Source organism: Psychrobacter sp. 1Y10, from assembly GCF_052259005.1.
Classification (GTDB): domain Bacteria; phylum Pseudomonadota; class Gammaproteobacteria; order Pseudomonadales; family Moraxellaceae; genus Psychrobacter; species Psychrobacter saeujeotis.
In genome coordinates, this window is record NZ_JBQQES010000001.1 from 139,201 (window position 1) to 156,413 (window position 17,213).

The 17,213-nt window shown below is 42.8% G+C and carries 17 protein-coding genes; 10 read left to right on the top strand and 7 right to left on the bottom strand.

The annotated features are described in order from the left end of the window. The first annotated feature begins 214 nt into the window (after nt 1–214). Nucleotides 215–517 carry a hypothetical protein gene (locus ACTXGH_RS00625; RefSeq protein ID WP_439276520.1) on the top strand — a complete coding sequence of 101 codons (303 nt, stop codon included), beginning with the start codon at nt 215–217 and terminating at the stop codon, nt 515–517. 16 nt (nt 518–533) lie between these two features. Here the strand turns inward: ACTXGH_RS00625 and ACTXGH_RS00630 are convergent, their stop codons facing one another. Then, the gene (locus ACTXGH_RS00630) at nt 534–992 is read right to left on the bottom strand and encodes a cell division protein ZapA (protein WP_439295753.1); all 459 of its coding nucleotides are present in this window, start codon (nt 990–992) and stop codon (nt 534–536) included. 107 nt (nt 993–1,099) lie between these two features. After that, nucleotides 1,100–1,540 (bottom strand): hypothetical protein, encoded by a 441-nt coding sequence (locus ACTXGH_RS00635; protein WP_439295752.1) that lies wholly within the window; start codon nt 1,538–1,540, stop codon nt 1,100–1,102. Between the two features lie 212 nt (nt 1,541–1,752). On the opposite strand from ACTXGH_RS00635, the gene ACTXGH_RS00640 reads away from it, so the two are divergent. The 4 genes from ACTXGH_RS00640 to ACTXGH_RS00655 all read left to right on the top strand — a co-directional run bounded on the left by ACTXGH_RS00640 (nt 1,753) and on the right by ACTXGH_RS00655 (nt 5,096). Beyond that, entirely contained in the window at nt 1,753–2,406 is a 654-nt protein-coding gene (locus ACTXGH_RS00640; protein ID WP_439261930.1) for a UPF0149 family protein, read from the top strand. Between the two features lie 84 nt (nt 2,407–2,490). After that, nucleotides 2,491–2,973 (top strand): nucleoside deaminase, encoded by a 483-nt coding sequence (locus ACTXGH_RS00645; RefSeq protein WP_439261929.1) that lies wholly within the window; start codon nt 2,491–2,493, stop codon nt 2,971–2,973. A 31-nt stretch (nt 2,974–3,004) separates the two neighbouring features. Further along, a complete protein-coding gene (gene argE, locus ACTXGH_RS00650) occupies nt 3,005–4,240 on the top strand; it encodes an acetylornithine deacetylase (protein ID WP_439295751.1) in 1,236 nt (411 codons plus the stop codon). A gap of 124 nt (nt 4,241–4,364) precedes the next feature. Further along, nucleotides 4,365–5,096: a LysE family translocator gene (locus ACTXGH_RS00655; RefSeq protein ID WP_439295750.1), complete on the top strand. Its 732-nt coding sequence runs from the start codon at nt 4,365–4,367 to the stop codon at nt 5,094–5,096. Nucleotides 5,097–5,200: 104 nt separating this feature from the next. On the opposite strand, the gene miaB is transcribed toward ACTXGH_RS00655, so the two are convergent. Further along, a complete protein-coding gene (miaB, locus tag ACTXGH_RS00660) occupies nt 5,201–6,682 on the bottom strand; it encodes a tRNA (N6-isopentenyl adenosine(37)-C2)-methylthiotransferase MiaB (RefSeq protein WP_439295749.1) in 1,482 nt (493 codons plus the stop codon). Nucleotides 6,683–7,364: 682 nt separating this feature from the next. Between miaB and ACTXGH_RS00665 the strand changes: the two genes are divergently transcribed. The 4 genes from ACTXGH_RS00665 to ACTXGH_RS00680 all read left to right on the top strand — a co-directional run bounded on the left by ACTXGH_RS00665 (nt 7,365) and on the right by ACTXGH_RS00680 (nt 12,152). Then, the gene (locus tag ACTXGH_RS00665) at nt 7,365–9,347 is read left to right on the top strand and encodes a lytic transglycosylase domain-containing protein (protein WP_439295809.1); all 1,983 of its coding nucleotides are present in this window, start codon (nt 7,365–7,367) and stop codon (nt 9,345–9,347) included. A gap of 548 nt (nt 9,348–9,895) precedes the next feature. Then, on the top strand, nt 9,896–10,426 hold the full coding sequence (locus ACTXGH_RS00670) for a T2 family ribonuclease (RefSeq protein ID WP_439295748.1): 531 nt from the start codon (nt 9,896–9,898) through the stop codon (nt 10,424–10,426). 294 nt (nt 10,427–10,720) lie between these two features. Continuing rightward, on the top strand, nt 10,721–11,704 hold the full coding sequence (locus tag ACTXGH_RS00675) for a malate dehydrogenase (RefSeq protein ID WP_439295747.1): 984 nt from the start codon (nt 10,721–10,723) through the stop codon (nt 11,702–11,704). Nucleotides 11,705–11,912: 208 nt separating this feature from the next. Continuing rightward, on the top strand, nt 11,913–12,152 hold the full coding sequence (locus ACTXGH_RS00680) for a DUF2789 domain-containing protein (RefSeq protein WP_299217662.1): 240 nt from the start codon (nt 11,913–11,915) through the stop codon (nt 12,150–12,152). Nucleotides 12,153–12,233: 81 nt separating this feature from the next. Here the strand turns inward: ACTXGH_RS00680 and ribF are convergent, their stop codons facing one another. Beyond that, nucleotides 12,234–13,277 (bottom strand): riboflavin biosynthesis protein RibF, encoded by a 1,044-nt coding sequence (ribF, locus tag ACTXGH_RS00685; RefSeq protein WP_439295746.1) that lies wholly within the window; start codon nt 13,275–13,277, stop codon nt 12,234–12,236. A gap of 203 nt (nt 13,278–13,480) precedes the next feature. Here ribF and ACTXGH_RS00690 point away from each other — a divergent pair, with 203 nt between their 5' ends. Then, nucleotides 13,481–14,107, top strand: a complete 627-nt coding sequence (locus ACTXGH_RS00690; protein ID WP_439295745.1) for a GNAT family N-acetyltransferase — start codon at nt 13,481–13,483, stop codon at nt 14,105–14,107. Between the two features lie 22 nt (nt 14,108–14,129). On the opposite strand, the gene ACTXGH_RS00695 is transcribed toward ACTXGH_RS00690, so the two are convergent. The 3 genes from ACTXGH_RS00695 to ampD all read right to left on the bottom strand — a co-directional run bounded on the left by ACTXGH_RS00695 (nt 14,130) and on the right by ampD (nt 17,211). Next, complete coding sequence (locus ACTXGH_RS00695; protein ID WP_439295744.1) at nt 14,130–14,774, bottom strand: hypothetical protein; 645 nt, start codon at nt 14,772–14,774, stop codon at nt 14,130–14,132. A gap of 133 nt (nt 14,775–14,907) precedes the next feature. Continuing rightward, complete coding sequence (gene murJ / locus ACTXGH_RS00700; protein ID WP_439295743.1) at nt 14,908–16,458, bottom strand: murein biosynthesis integral membrane protein MurJ; 1,551 nt, start codon at nt 16,456–16,458, stop codon at nt 14,908–14,910. A gap of 153 nt (nt 16,459–16,611) precedes the next feature. Beyond that, complete coding sequence (gene ampD / locus ACTXGH_RS00705) at nt 16,612–17,211, bottom strand: 1,6-anhydro-N-acetylmuramyl-L-alanine amidase AmpD (RefSeq protein WP_439261911.1); 600 nt, start codon at nt 17,209–17,211, stop codon at nt 16,612–16,614. Nucleotides 17,212–17,213 lie beyond the last annotated feature (2 nt).

Genomic DNA, 17,213 nt, shown 5'->3' on the forward strand with positions numbered 1-17,213 from the left:
TAAATTGTTTTTGCAAAGTAGTGCACTAATAATAAAAAACTGACCCTAATGAGTCAGTTTTTTATTCTCTTTAAAAAGCGTTTTTAAAAAGTGCTAAGCGCTTGGTAACAATTAATATGACAGTAAACAAACAGAGCAAAGATTGTGCTTATAGTTTAACTTACAGTACACTTCATACCGTACCTATAGTATATAAATTATCTATCTAAGGAGCATGACCGTGGCTGCTGCTATTATTATAATCATTCTTATTTGGGTCTCAATGTGGGGGTTTTATAAGTTCATGTACCCACGAGCACCCAAAAGTATGATGCCAAAAGAAGGGGATGTGACCACACCGCGCAATTGCGATTTTTGTGGGCACAGCTTGGCTGAATATCGCGGCGTCCTCGAAAGCCAGCCTAATTTGGCCACAGATAGCGATGGGCATACTGTAGCCAATAAAGAACTATTTTTTTGTAATTATGAGCATCAAGCAGACTTTCATGCTGGTAAGCATTATCAGCCAGAAGGGTAGTCTGTCATTTATGAGCTTACAAAATAGACTGTGCATCTTTCATAATTTTTCTAAGCAGTGCTTCAGCTTGTTTAGATGCTTGAGCAGTCTCGTCATCTGATTTTTTATGAGCATGAATTTTTTCATAAAGGTTCAAGCAGCATAGTACGAGTAAGTTTTCTTGACTTAAGTTCGGCGCATCTTTTTTGATATTGAGCAAAAAGTCATTGATATAATATACTGCTGAGCGTAGCTCCGCTTCTTCATTTGCAGGGCAATAAATTTGATAGGTCACACCAGCGATGACAATGTCTACTTTTTTCATTTCTGGTTCCAAAGTCGCAGGTTTTGCGCTTGTATTAGAGGCAGAGCTCCTAGAAGCTGAGTTGTTAGAAGTCAAGTTTGCATTGTCAGCGCGCTGTTTTGATGCTTCATTTTGGTTTTGCTGAGATTGCAGTTTGTCTTTTTGAGTGGCGTTGCTATTGTTATCAGTCATAGAGAATCCTACAAGTTAACGTCGTTAAAATAGTATCATTAGCCCAGACATCATTAATACATGATGCACCGCAGCATTATTAAATTAAAGTATATAAAAAACTATGCTTAGCCTTCCATTTGATCAATACGCGTCAATCGTTTTAGTACGACTTGCGTACGTTCAGCGGCGAGCTGATTTTTTTCTTGTAAGTCATGATTTTGCTTTTTGATATCGCTATTTTGTTGCTTAAGTTCATTGTTGTGCTGTTGTAGCTCATTATTCTTATGCTGCAAATCACTTATCTGTTTATGCAGTTGGTCTTGTTCTTCGCCAATCATATGATGTGCTTCAGCGAGGCTTTGATAGCGTTTATCCAGATCGCCCAACTGTTTTTTGGCATTATCGTTTTCAGATTTAAAGCTGTTTAGCTGGGTTTTAAGCGCTGCTAGTTCTTTTGGGTCGCTATTTGGCTTTTGTTTGAGGCTGCTAAGTTCGCTACTGACGAGCTGATACTGCTTTTTTATATCGAGTATCATTTTTTCTAAGTTTTTGAGTTGATCGTACATAGTCAGTTATTATCCTTAACAAGTAATGTGTGGAGGAATTTTCTTCGTTACGTTTAATAATGCCATAGGTGACCGCATAATATCTATATCAACAAAGTAATTGCACGTATTGTGCTCCATTTTTTGCTTTTATTGGCTGTAATCTTATAAATAGTATGAAATTACAGCTATTTTAAATGAATAAGTACCGACTAATTGATAGGACGATAGTTATGAATGACAACATCTCAGGCTGGAATACTTGGTCAAATACCATTGAAGATTGGACTGATGTTAGCATTAGTGAGCTACATGGTTTGATGACAGGCTTGATGACAGCATGCAATGCTCCTAGTGAGCAAGAATGGGCGACTGTCCTTGCAGAGCTAAGTTTTGCACCATTGCCAGACGCGGCGCTAACCTTATTGGCAGAGGAGGGCGAAGATACAGTATTTCAGCTAAAAGACAAAGACGATGCCTATGCATATATGCCACTTGTCCCTGATGACGAACATAGCTTATACGAACGTGTCATTGCTTTGAAACAGTGGGCGAATGGTTTTATGACAGGGTTTGGGGTTACTGATTGTGGTCTGACTGCTGAAGAAAATGAGATGCTTTCAGATTTGGCCAAAATTGGGGCTATCCGCCTTGAAGAAGATGAAGAATATGAGGGCGGTGAAGAGTCTTACCTTTATATTTATGAGTTTGCGCGTATGATACCTGTAAGCTTTGCCACCCGTAAGCGTAAACCTGTCAAAGATATCGCCCTGATTTCTGGACTGGCCATTGATGCTAAAACGACCAAAGAGTTACAAGCAGAAGGTAAGCTGCCGAAACCGATGCCACCAGTGATAGATATCATGAATCAAAACAATCCGTCATAATTGAATCGTTATAATAAGCAGTGTGATAGGAGTGCTGGTTGACAGTAAGCTTATAAGCTATAAGCGATTAAAAAGGAGACTGTGATGATAACAGACAAAGACATGCAACATCTGCGTCGCTGCGTTGAGCTTGCCGCCGAAGCTTTGGAAGCGGGCGATGAGCCATTCGGTAGCGTATTAGTGGATAGCGAGGGTCATGTATTACATGAAGATCGTAACCGTGCCAATACGGTTGATGCGACTTATCACCCTGAGATTGCTGTCGCCAAATGGGCGGCTCAAAACATGGACCCTGATGCGCGTGCAAAAGCAGTGGTCTATACCTCAGGCGAGCACTGTGCTATGTGTTCTGCTGCGCATGCTTGGGCAGGATTGGGGCGTATTGTTTACGTTAGCTCATCGAAACAGTTGGGCGAATGGATGGAGGAGATGGGCATTAAATCTTCTTCTCCTATCAATACCTTGTCGATTCAGGAAGTGGCTCCGAACATACCAGTAGAGGGCCCAGTTACTGATTTAGACAACAAGGTAAAAGAGTTACACCGGCGCTCAATCCAGAAAGACTAATGTTTGTTTTATATCGTAATGAGGATGTTCTATGGCTATGAGTAGTAGTAACGATGATGATAATCAAACCTTGTCTCATGTGACGTATCCTGCGCAAAGTATCGATTGGCTAGAGCGTCTGATAGGCTTTGATACGGTCAGTCGCCATTCCAATTTAGCGTTGATCGAAGATGTACAAGCCTATTGTGAGCAATTGGGCTTATCGGTGGATTTGACTTTTAATGAGGCTAAAAATAAAGCCAATTTATTTGTCACCGTCCCAGCAGGAGCCAACGCTGATGAGGTGAACCGTGGCCTTGTGTTGTCTGGTCATACGGATGTAGTGCCAGTTGATGGACAAGAGTGGGCATCGGAGCCATTCACCGCGACCATTCGTGGTGACAAGCTATATGGGCGCGGTGCTTGTGACATGAAAGGCTTTATTGCCTGTAGCTTAACGGTGCTACCTAAAGCAGTAGAATTATCTAAAGCGGGTAAGCTGAGCCGTCCGCTGCATCTGGCACTATCCTTTGATGAAGAGGTGGGCTGTTTGGGTGCGCCGCTGATTTTAGCGGATATCGAGGCGCGCGGTATCACTCCTGATTATTGTATCGTCGGTGAGCCAACCAATATGACGGTGGTTGTGGCACATAAAGGCATTGCTGTTTATCGCTGCCGCGTCCATGGCAAGTCTGTGCATTCATCATTGACCAAACAGGGCGTCAATGCCATCAGCTATGCCAGTCGTCTAATCGGCTATGTCGATGAGTTGGCGGAAGAGATTAGCCAGCGTGATGACAACGATGACATGTTTGATGTGCCTTTTTCAACCATGTCAGTGGGTACAATAAAAGGCGGCACAGCGACCAATATCGTACCCAATCTGTGCGAGTTCACCTTTGACTATCGTAATCTACCGCATATGACGCAAGAGAATATTGTAGCGCCCATCCAAGCTAAAATTGCCGAGCTAAACGCGCAGATGCAAGCGCGGTCTCCTGAAACCGGTATCGAGCTGATACAGGAAGAGGGCGTACCCGCAATGAACGATAATAATAATGATGAGCTACAAACGCTGATAGCGGCATTAACGGGCGATAATGAGCGCCATAAAGTGGCTTATGCCACCGAAGGCGGGCAGTTTACCAATTCTGGCATTCCGACCATTATTTGTGGCCCCGGCAGCATTGAGCAGGCGCATAAAGCCGATGAGTTCGTGGCATTGAGTGAGATTGCGCGCTGTAATGAGTTTTTACAAAAATTGCTTAAGAGCTGTGCGGTTAGTTAAGGCAGTAAGCAGTTCTTTTTTGTTATGAAGTAGCATAAAATATACCGTCTTTATGGCGGTATTTATTTTTTGCGTCTTTTGCGTTTATGCCATTTATTTTAAATAAAAGAGTAGGGGTTGGTTGATGTCTTGGCATCTGTTTGCGGTATTTTTTGCAAGTACGTTTTTTATTTCAGCGACCCCTGGTCCCAATATGTTATTAGCGTTCCAGTATGGGATGAACTATGGGGTCAAGCGGACAATCTGGACGCTGGCGGGGTTAAGCCTTGGTTTGTTTATACTGCTATTATCGACATTGCTTGGATTGGATGTCATCAGTCGCCAGTCCCCTTGGTTGCTTACGGTTATTAAAGCAGTCGGCGCAGCATATCTTATCTATTTGGGTATCAGCTCGTGGCGCGATGCTAGTGAAGGCAGCTTAATGAGTGATGCTTGTGAGATAGGTGAAGAGGTGGCAGCTGACTATCCCACTACTATGCAACCTATGGCTGATATGCCCAGACCGCGTTCGCTATCTAGTGCAGCCGTTAAGGTATCGCCGAGCAACACGACCTTGTTTCGTACTGGTATTTGGGTATCACTGTCTAATCCAAAAGCCATCTTGTTCTTTGCTGCGTTCTTTCCTAAGTTCCTCAATTTTAGTGCGCCATTGTGGCCACAATATGTGGTATTGACTATAGGATTGTTTTTGAGTGAGACAATCTGGCAGATTGTTTATACCCTAGGTGGTACAAAGCTCGCAAGCTGGCTCGATGTTGGAAATCGCTTAGCGTGGCTTAATCGTGGTTGTGGAGTGATTTTTATATTAATTGCGGCGGCGCTATTGGCCGAAGTGCTTAATAGCTTTATGGTTTAAAATAAGCCGTTTGTCATTTAGAAACTTATCATTGAGTCATAAAAAAAGTCGCTTCCTATCGAATAGGAAGCGACTTTTCTTATTTGTATCTACACAAAATAAATTTAGGCTAAAACAGCCTCAAGCTCACCCTTGACCATATGCGGACTCACAAAATCCGTCACGCGTACGTTGACGATTTTACCGAGTAGCTGATCTATTTGTTCCATATCGTAAGGGAACATAACAGTGCGTGTATTGTCCGCCGTACCGATTAGGCAATCCGGATGACGATCTGCCACTTGTTCAACCAATACGCGAGTCGTCGTGCCGACCATTTCATGAGTTTTAGCAAGCGTTGAGTCAATAATGACTTGCTGAAACTCTGCCAAGCGCTCTTTTTTGGTCGTAAAGCTCACATCGTCAGGCAGCTCTGCTGCTGGCGTACCTGGGCGTTTAGAATAGATAAAGCTATAAGAATGATCGAAATTTAACTCTTTTGCCAAGTTTAATGTATCTTGGAAGTCTTGATCGGTCTCACCAGGGAAGCCAATGATGAAGTCGCTCGACAGATAGATATCAGGACGAATAGCTTTGAGTTTATTAATCTGATTGATATAAACATCGATCGTATGATTGCGTTTCATCGCTGCAAGGATGTTGTTTGAGCCACTTTGTACAGGTAGGTGCAGGTGCGATACCAGCTCTGGTAATTGCGCATAAGCATCAATGATATCATCAGTAAACTCTAGCGGATGGCTTGTGGTATAACGAATACGCTCAACGCCATCGATATGTGATACATAATGCAGCAGCTCAGCGAAACGGCAAATACTGCCATCATCCTTTTCTCCGCGATAACCATTGACGTTTTGACCGAGCAGGTTGATCTCACGAATACCTTGCGCCGCCAAACTGTCAATCTCAGCCAATACATCGTCTAATGGACGTGACAGCTCTTCGCCGCGCGTATAAGGAACCACGCAAAATGAGCAATACTTTGAGCAGCCTTCCATAATAGAAACAAAGGCTTTATAACCCTCTACCTTTGGTTCAGGCAAAAAGTCAAACTTTTCGATACTAGGAAAAGAGATGTCAATGGTGCCAATACGATTTTTGGGAGCGATATTACGTTGCTCGCTCGATTGATCATATAGTTCTGGCAGACGGTGCAGGGTCTGCGGACCAAATATCATATCGACGTAAGGGGCACGTTTTTGGATATTATCGCCTTCTTGTGAGGCCACGCAACCACCGACTCCGATGACCAAGTCTGGACGTTTCTCTTTCAATTTACGCCAGCGACCCAATTCTGAAAACACTTTTTCTTGGGCTTTTTCGCGGATTGAGCAGGTATTCATCAAAAGCACATCAGCTTCATCAATGTCCTGCGTCACTACCATGCCGTGCGAATCGCCCAGCACATCAAGCATTTTATCAGAGTCATAAACGTTCATCTGACAGCCTTGAGTCGTGATAAATACTTTCTTAGTAGCAGTTGAGGCAGTTTCTGGATTTGTCTCTACGAGTGCATTGATAGCAGGCGCAGTGACATCAGTTTTAGCACTAGCGTCAATGATGCGGGGGTCGAATACAGAAACACTCATAAGTTAAAATCCACAATTATCAAAAATTATCAAAACATAGCGGCGATGGGCCACTAATGCGTGGCGTATTTTATCATAACCATCTGCTAATGTGAAAAGTAACCGTAGCGTATTGGATATAATTATCATAAATTATTTATAATACTATCAATTGCTTATCATGATTTTTATAGGTGTTTGACGAATATAGCAGAGTCGGCGCTATATCATCTCTGTGTTACGCGCCACTCTCTTATTTATTAACGAATAGTAAGGGCGCTGGTTGAAGGTCAGATGAATGTAGTATGATAAGTGTGATACTACCAATACAGTACATTGTTCTAGTCTTTACTTATTTTGACTGATCTCTACTCATTTTAATAAGTAGTGAGCCTATCATGGTATGAATGAACAGATAGTCGATGTTAATAAAGAGTATTTGTCAAATATTAGAATGACGTTCATAAAGTTAGTACAGGAAATGAGCACAGATAAGAGAGCTAAAACAGCATAAAGGGTTTTGGCAGTAAATGATGATTAAAATACAAAGAGAGAAAGTATGAGAAAGCAGTCAGCTGCCAATCACATTCAAAATAACAGCCAAGCTAGTGATTTTGCTATGTCTAAACCTAAACGCCATATAACTGTTATGGGCGTGCAAGCCCGATCATTACGTATTGGGGCGCTAAGTCTAGTCACCGCAATGAGTGCAGCTGGGTTGTCACAGGTTGCTTGTGCACAGCCTACAACCTCTTATGGTAATAGTTACCAGCAAGACAACAGTGTGGATTACTTTACATTAGCTGCACAAGCGGCAGACCGCGGGGACGTTAATGCCTTGTTTAATTATGAGCAATTGATGAGTGGCGGATTGTTTGCCATGTATCCGACCTACTGGCGTATGAATCTAGATTTAGAGGCACAAACCTCTGCCGCCGTATCGCAGTTCGTTCGTCAGTATCCTAATACGGTAATGGCTGAAAAATTGGTTGCTGATTTTGCCGAAACAAAAGCCGCTTCAGGTGACCACGCTTCGGTACGTCAAGTTGCTAATTTAGTGACAAATGGCGATCGTAGTGAGCGCTGTGCTGTTGCTCTTGGATTTAATAGTGGCGGTGATACGATGCGTGCGCTGGCAGAAAAGTCAGATGTTTGGTTGAGCACGCTTAAGCAGCCTGCACTGTGTGATCAGCTTGCCACTGAGCTTAATAATAATACGCTTATTAGTAATCAAGACCGCGCCGCTCGTCTCAAACGTATGTTACGTAAAGGCAAGACAGGCGATATTATGGCATTATCATCACGTCTTGGTACGCCGATTCCTTATTCTACGTTAAGCGAGATTCAGCTTAATCCAAGTGCTTATTTTGGTCGCTTTAGCATGCAGCCTAATAACCAAACCAACCAGTATTTATATCTATATGCTATAGGACGACTCGCTGAAAAGTCATACCGTGAAGCTGCTCTGCAGTTAGATTTTGATATCAAACAAGACAATCAGCGTTCAGCCAAATTATTGAATGATGATACACGTCGCTACGCTTACCGTATTCTAGGGGTAGAGCGTATGAACCACACCACTGATGATGGTTTTAGCGCTGAGGCTATCGACTGGTTTCGCAACAGCTTAGACGATGACTTTAACTTTGAAGAAGCTGAAGATTATGCTAAAGCGGCTATTCGTTTTAGTCGTTGGGATGATGTGATCGAATCGATCTCGCAAATGGATGCTGAAACTCAAAAACTGAATCAGTGGCAATATTGGCTAGCACGTGCATACGAACAGTCAAATAACAGCAGCAAGCGCAATACGGCTAAGAAAATGTATCAATATTTGGCCAAAAGTAATGATTATTATGGTTTGATGGCTAAAGACAAAGTCGGACAGCGTTTCGATGCTAGGAGCTTAGGTGGTAGCAACCTGCCAAATGTAAGTACTGCTGATAAAGCTCGTGTTCTACAAGACCAACACTTTGCACGCGCTTTTGCTTTATATAATGCTGACGCTAGCCGTGCCTATGCCAACCGTGAATGGAACTGGGCTGTAAAGCAGGCACGCGATAATCGTGATGATGGCTTAATTATTGCAGCGGCTCGTCAAGCGCATGATATGGGCTGGCTTGATCGTGCTATTTATGCTGCCGACAATACTAATAGGATAAACAGTTTGGCATTATCGCATCCAATGCCGCATCAAGATGCGGTGGTACGTTATAGTCAGTCGGCCGGTATTGATCCAGCATGGGCTTATGGCATTATGCGTCAAGAAAGCCGCTTTGTGACGTCAGCACGTTCTAACGTTGGCGCTAGTGGACTTATGCAAATCATGCCAGGTACAGCAAAATATATCGCACGTAACCTAGGTGAGTCGTATAGTGCCAGCCGTGCCAATAGTGGAGACACTAATATTCGCTATGGCACATGGTATATGAGTGATATCTTGGGTAAGCTGAACTATCAGCCTGTACTGGCAACGGCAGGTTACAATGCTGGTCCTAACAATGCCAAACGCTGGCAACCTACTTATGGTCCGCTTGCCGCAGATCAGTATGTTGAATCGATAGCCTATCCTGAGACTCGTAATTATGTGAAGCATGTAATGGAGAACGCGACTGTTTATAGTAGTTTGTTGGGTCGTACTAAGTCGATTAGTGAACGTATGGGCACAGTGCCAGCAGCGCTTTAGATTTAACAGCGATCTGATTTTTCCTATGTCGGTATTATAAAATTAAAGTTTTTGTAAGTGGTAGTAAGGGCGATGTGAAAGCGCTTTGCTACCTCTGTTATAATTGTCATTCTTTACAAAGTTTTACTAAACGGTTCATTTAAAACTGTTGCTTAAATTATTAGCATTTTACGTTCAGAACTTAGCTGCATTTTACTGTATGATGTTGCCTAAATGCTGCTGTCCATGTTTAATAACTATTGAGTATTTTTTTATTTATGATAAACAATGCCCCCATCCGGCTTGCGCATACGTTCACCAGATTTCAGTTATCTGCTCGAAAGCGTGCGCGCCAGTTTGTGCGGGTATTTGTTTCAATAGCTAAATTACGGCGAAGTGATATAAAAAGAGATGGGTCACAAAGATATTGGTCGAACAAACTTGAAAATAATGTCCCTAATAAAAATCATTATCTAACCTTGAATATTGTAGGTCTAATCCTACTACAAGGCATATTTTTACTACCAGCACAGGCAGCAAATGCTATTCAATCTAATCAAAGAGTACTAATGATTGAGATGACGCCAGCGCTGTGTAATTTGCAACCTTCACGCGCACGCATGCGTCAATGTTTAGAAGGTTATTCCTTGACGGTATCTGGACTGGATATGGGATATGGAGAGCGCTGTGGTCGCGGTAGTGATCCACGTTTAACGCCGTTGCAGCTAAAAGTTGTTAATCGTATTATGCCTGATACGACCGTACGTAGCCAAGCATGGCAGCATCATGGTGCTTGTAGTCCGCTGAGCGCCAGCAGCTATTTTCGCCAAATTACCAACTATGCCGGCGCTTTAAAACTACCTAGCGAGTTGAATACAGGTAATAGTTATACGGTTTCAAAGTCTCGTTTTATTAGTCAAATGACTCGCCTCAATAGTGGAATGTCTTCTGCTAGTGTTGATTTGATCTGTCAAGCTGGTAATCGTCGTCAGTCTGTACTGACTGACATACATGTTTGCTACGATGGTGGCCAGTTTGGTAAATGCAACGAAGTAACAAATAGTTGCGGCAGTAACTTTATTATTTCGGGTGGTAAGTAGCCATAACTATTGATGAGACAAATCAATTAAAGCAGTTCTCTTACTGTACAGCCCTTTCTTATGTGCATGATGGTTTTTGCTGACAAACTTTTGTACGTATAAAATGTAACAATATAGACATCAGTAAGCGCGTCGTTGTCCCTAGACGGTTTACTAAATGAAGTGCTACACTAGCTTTCGGTTTGTGACCGCTACCATTGAGCAAGTCTATATCTCATTGCGCAAGTCCATATCTATTATGCTTGTCTGTATAATGATGACGACATTATCTAATAATTAATTAGGGAGTATTCTATGAAACAGCCTTTACGTATTGCCGTGACTGGTGCCGCTGGTAATATCAGCTATGCGATGCTATTTCGTATTGCATCTGGTGAGATGCTTGGTAAAGATCAACCAGTTATTTTACAATTGCTTGAAATCACACCAGCGCTTGATGCTTTAAAGGGCGTGGTCATGGAATTAGAAGACTGTGCATTCCCATTGTTGGCAGGTATTGTCCAGACTGATGATGCCAATGTTGCATTCAAAGATATCGATTATGCGTTACTAGTAGGTGCACGTCCGCGTGGCCCAGGTATGGAGCGCAAAGACTTGCTAGAAGCCAACGCTGCGATCTTCTCAGCACAAGGTAAAGCATTAAACGAAGTGGCCAGCCGTGATGTAAAAGTATTGGTCGTCGGCAACCCTGCCAACACCAACGCGCTAATCGCCCAGCGTAATGCGCCAGATCTTGATCCACGTAACTTTACTGCCATGACTCGTCTAGATCACAATCGTGCGATGGCACAGTTGGCTGACAAGACAGACAGCACTGTTAATGACATTAAAAACATGACTATCTGGGGCAATCACTCATCAACTCAGTATCCAGATCTAACCGCTTGTACGGTAAATGGTAAGCCAGCATTAGATTTGGTAGATCGCGACTGGTACGAAAATACTTATATTCCAGAAGTACAACAGCGCGGTGCAGCAATCATCAAAGCGCGCGGTGCATCATCTGCGGCCTCTGCTGCCAATGCTGCCATCGCTCATATGCGTACATGGGCACTCGGTACTGATGAAAACGATTGGGTATCAATGGGTGTTTATTCAAACGGCGAATACGGTATCGCTGAGGGTTTGATTTACTCATTCCCATGTACATGTAGCAACGGCGATTGGTCTATCGTAGACGGCGTTGACGTGTCATCAGATTTCTCAAAAGAGAAGATGGCAGCTACAGAACAAGAACTTAGCGAAGAGCGTGATGCGGTTGCACACCTGCTTCCATAGGTCGTAAATTTGCTAAACCCATTGTACAAAGTAATCTAGAAGAAGCCCTCTTATATAGAGGGCTTTTTGGGTTTTAAGCGTACATCAATACAATTGATAACGTTAGATACACGTTGATTAACAGCGAATAAAAAAAAGCTTGCTACAATAAATGCGTTCGTTGAAATAATAAGTACAATCAAACTTGCATTATTTAAGGAGAGACAGTATGTTGGGTGAACCTGAATATAATATGAATGAGCTATTTGCTCAGTTGGGGCTAGATAGCTCGGATGAAGCGATTGATGAGTTTATCGAAAAGAACCAATTAGCAAAAGAAGAAGAGCTAATCGATGCTCATATTTGGAATGATAATCAGCGTATGTTTTTGCAAGAAGAATGGCAAAAAGATGCAGTGTGGGTTGAGACGATTGATGAATTAAACGTACGCTTGCATCCAGACGCTTAGAGTAAAACAACAGATGAATTAAAAAAGCCCACAACTTTACTTACAGCTTGTGGGCTTTTTTCTGCAAACAAGTTGCGCTCTTTAACTTATTTTTTGATGCTCTCGCCATTCAAGTAATTCTTTAACATCTTGATGAATACCTGCTTTAAGGTCTTCTAAACTCTCGTAGCGCCGTTCACCATGCAAAAAATGCAAAAAGCGTACTTGTAAGGTTAGATCGTACAAATCGCCTTCAAACTCTGGAAAATGCACTTCCAAGCGCCAGTTATGTGCTTTATTAATAGAAGGTCTGATACCGATATTTGCAGTACCAAACAAGCTATGCGGACGTAGGCCTACCACACCTGTTTTCTTACCCGTAGCCAGTTTTGCCAAGCCATGGGGTATTATTCTGCCTTTATCATCAAGACTGACCACATCAACAGCAAAAATACCATGAAGTGCAGGCTTTAAACGATCCAGATTTATATTAGCGGTGGGAAAGTCCATCGTTCGACCGATTTTATCTCCGCTGACAACCGATCCTGTCATAGTATAGTCGCGACCAAGTAAAACATTGGCCGAGTCGATATCCCCTGCTAACAATAAGTCACGAACACGTGTGGAGCTAATGCGGGCCGCTTTACTGCTATCATCGGTGACCGTATGTAGATTGGTCACATTTAATCCATAATCTCGTAAAAACTGACTGTCACCAGTACGATCATGACCAAATTTAAAGTCATCACCTAATACCAAAGCTTTGACATTTAGGCGCAGTGCCAACAGATCAGCGAACGCCTGCGCTGATAGCGAACGAAACTCATCATCAAAGCTTGCAACGATTAAAGTGTCGACTCCATGCTCGGCTAATAAGGCTTGCTTTTCTACTAGATTGGTCAAGCGCGCTGGAGCCTTGGCTGGTGCAAAAAACTCGCGCGGTTGGGGTTCAAATATCATGACGGCAGAATGGAGGTTTTGCGTGTTAGCGATGTCACGCACTTGCGCTAACATCGCTTGATGACCTAAATGTACACCGTCGAAGTTGCCAATAGTAAGCACGCAAGGTGCCAAATCTACAGGACTGGTATCTGCAGGCAAAGTGCTTGGTGATGCAATCAGTTGCTCAAGAAAATAGGTGTTCATAAATTTCAGCTATGATAGATAAGACCAAATAAAAAAACAAAAAACACACCTGTACTAAAAAACGATGTGTCTAAAACCAGCTATTATAAAGTAAAATAGTCACACTAACATCTATAGTCTGCTGATAATACAAGTATAGTCAATCTACTATAAAAACGTTACATCGCCTCATTATTTACTATGCCATTAGCTATGGAAACTCTATGACTAACATTACTTTGAATGCTATACCGCCTAATTCATCAATATACAATCTTGACGAGCAGTTTATGGTGCATCTTGCCAATAAACAGGATTTACCAGAGATTTTGGCAATTTATAATCAAAGTATTGCCGGCAAGCAAGCGACAGCAAACTTGACGCCGGTGACTTGTGAAGAGCGTGCAGAGTGGTTTGATGAACATCTAAATAGTCCAACGCGTCCCATTTATGTAGTTAGAGCAGCGGTTATATCAGCAGATGATGATAAGATTGTCACACAAACAAAGTCACCAATCGTTGCATGGGGCAGCTTTAGTGATTTGTATGCTCGTACGGCTTACCATATTAGCACTGAGATTAGCATCTACCTGCATCAAGGCTACCAAGGAAAAGGCTTGGGCAGTTTGCTCGCACGCTGGATGCTGGCGCAAGCGCCAAATCTTGGAATTCAAAATGTCGTCGCGCTTGTCTTTGCCCATAATAAACCAAGCCTAGGACTGTTTCATAAGCTTGGTTTTGAGCAGTGGGGTTATATGCCAAAAGTATGTGATATGCAGGGGTTTATCGCGGATGTCGTAATGCTTGGTAAAACCGTGGTAGTTGAACAAACAAAGGCCGATAACGCATAATTAATAACAGACCCTAAATGTTCTAGCCTAAAATTTTCCATTGGCCATCTATCTTTTGCAGCTCATAGGTCAGTGGTGCAGGCTCACTTTGGTCTTTCAGCATGAGCTCACCGGTGATAGTGGCACGCGTTTTATCATCATTATATGTAGTATCAGTAATAGTGACGCCTTCGACCGTTTGCTGAAAAGCCAACTGCGTATTGGCCAGCTCCTCTTCAAAGTTTGCCATATCTACTTCATAATAAGAGGCAGATTTTTTTGCATCATCATAGTACAAGCTGTTTAGCGCTTTTTTAACAGTATCTTCTGGTGTACCAGCTTCAGTAGGATTGGTGACTAGACTTTTCTGCTTGGCAGAGGAGGTAACTGGATTGATATTATCACTATCAATAGCAGTTTCCTCTTCAACGCTATCTGCTGCTATCTGTTCACTTTCAACAGCATTGTCAGCATTAGTTAATTCTGCTTCAGCTGCCTCATCCTCAGAGGTCTCAACGACAGCTGCGGTGTTTTGAGTATCACTGTCTGCTGTCTCTGTTTTTACATTGTCATTATCGCTACAACCAGTTAAAAGTAGTCCAGTGCTTAGTACGCCGACAGTTAGTATGGTTGGCAAGCGTAACAATGTAGGTCGTGAAGATTGTAATGCTGAATTTTTAGTTGTCATAATAGTCCTCAATAGCCATTTATTCATTAAAGAGCAATTATGGCAACTATCAGCGTCCTTCACTGTCAATTCTCATACTAAGCTTGTTTTGGTTTCGTAAGTTTGTACGCTACTTATTTTTTAACACTTAGTTTTAACCATGTTTTAGCTGACGAGGACGGAAGCCTGTTGCTAACAACACCACGCCATAAACTACCGCACCAACTGCACACATAATGAGCAAAGCTGCTATACGTCGCCATTGAGCATTATCAGTTGGGAAGTAGGGCAGCATGACATAAAGCACGGCAACCATAGCGCTTGTAGAAATCGCAAATTGAGCAAACAGTTTTTTCCAGTGACTGCCAAAACGGAATATCTCACGCTTATGTAAGAAATAATACAACAAGCCTGCGTTTACAAAGGCTGCTCCCGTCGTTGCTAATGCCAAGCCGCCATGCAGCGGCATGTCAAAGAAGTAAAATATGCCGATAAATATGACACTAAATACCATATTGGCAAAAACGGAAACGATACCGATTTTTACCGGTGTTCTGGTATCTTGGCGGGCAAAAAATGCTGGTGCAAAGATTTTAATCAGCATAAAGCCTAAAATACCACCTGCCATACTGCGTAACGCTAGCGCACTCATCTGCGCATCACGTAAGGTAAATTCACCACGTAAGAACAGCGCCTGCATCAACGTATCGGCCAGTATAAACAGAGCTGCTGATGCTGGAACACCAACCAAAATGATTAGCCGCGCTGCCCAATCAATGGTCTTTTTAAAGCTAACATCATCTTTTTGCGCCTCACTTTTTGACAAGCTTGGCAGAATAACCGTACCAATAGCGACACCGATTAGTCCTAGTGGTAGCTCGCTCATACGTTCGGCAGCATATAACCAAGAGACTGAACCACCTATCATGAGAGAAGCGAATACGGTATTGAGCAGTAGGTTAATCTGAGTGACAGAGACGCCAAAGATAGCAGGTAGCATTAATTTTAAAATACGCTTAACACCTTCGTGTTGAAAATCAACTTTAGGTGCAACCAGTAATTTTTGTTGCCATAGCTGTGGCAGCTGTATTAAAAACTGCAACAAACCAGCGATAGCGACTGCATAACCGAGCGCCATAATCGGCGTATCAAACATTGGAGCGAAAATCAGTGCGCCGCCAATCATGCATAAGTTTAATAATACTGGTGCAAAGGCCGGTGCAGCAAAACGTCCGTAACTTTGCAGAATACCGCTGGCAAAAGCGGTCATAGAAATAAATAGTAAGTAAGGGAAGGTAAGACGGAGCAGCTCAGCGGTAATGGCAAATTTATCGGGCTGATCAGCAAAGCCAGGCGCAAATAATGTCACTACCCAAGGCGCGATTAAAATGACAACGACTGTCAGCATGGATAGCACCAGCAACAGCGCCCCTGAGGTACGACTGACTAAAATCTGTACCTGTTGCAGACTGTATTTTTCTTTATATTCGGACAGTACAGGGACGAAAGCTTGGCTAAATGCACCTTCTGCAAACAGACGCCGTAAAAAGTTTGGTATCTTAAAGGCGACCAAAAAGGCATCCATTAGGCCACCTGCGCCAAAGACACCTAAGAGTACGATATCGCGTACTAGACCTAAAATACGAGACAGCATGGTCATGCTACTGACCACCATGGTTGAACGAAATAACCGACTTTTTGCCATGAGAACCTATTTTGCCAAATTGTTTACTGATGGTTGTTTGCTGATGTAGTGTTGTCAAAAAACTGACGGATTATAGCACTTTCATGGCATATCTATAGCATAGATAAATGAATTGAATGTGGAATTGACTGCTGCTGTTATTATGAGTAATCGCTACTTACATAATTTCTCGGCCACCAGCTCACGCAACTTCGCCCATTCAAAATAATCACCAGGATCTGTCTTACGTCCCGGTGCAATATCACTGTGTCCGGTTAGGTGTCGGCGGGTTTTTGGATAGGCGGCGTATATAGCGGCGACTACTGCTGCAAGCGTGTCGTATTGAGCGATGGTGAAGGTCACAAAATCTGACCCTTCAAGCTCGATGCCAATGCTATAATCGTTACATTCAGGTCGGCCAAGGTAGCTTGATCTACCCGCATGCCACGCGCGTTCATCGAAATTTACAAATTGAGTAATAGAGCCATCACGTTCGATAAATAGGTGCGCTGAAACTTCTGCGCCTTCAATCGTCTGAAAATAAGGATGTGCGTCCCAGTCTAATTGATTGGTAAATAGCGCTTTTACATAATGTACGCCGTCAGTACCACAGGTGCCAAACTCATTCGGTGGTAGGCTAATATTATGGATGACGATAGTATCAATAGTCGTATTGTCAGGTCGTTTATTATAATTCGGTGATGCAACCCACGTCGCGTCGGATAATAGGCCGTCTTTGATAGTCATTGACGATGGGGTAGCTGAACTGAGCATAA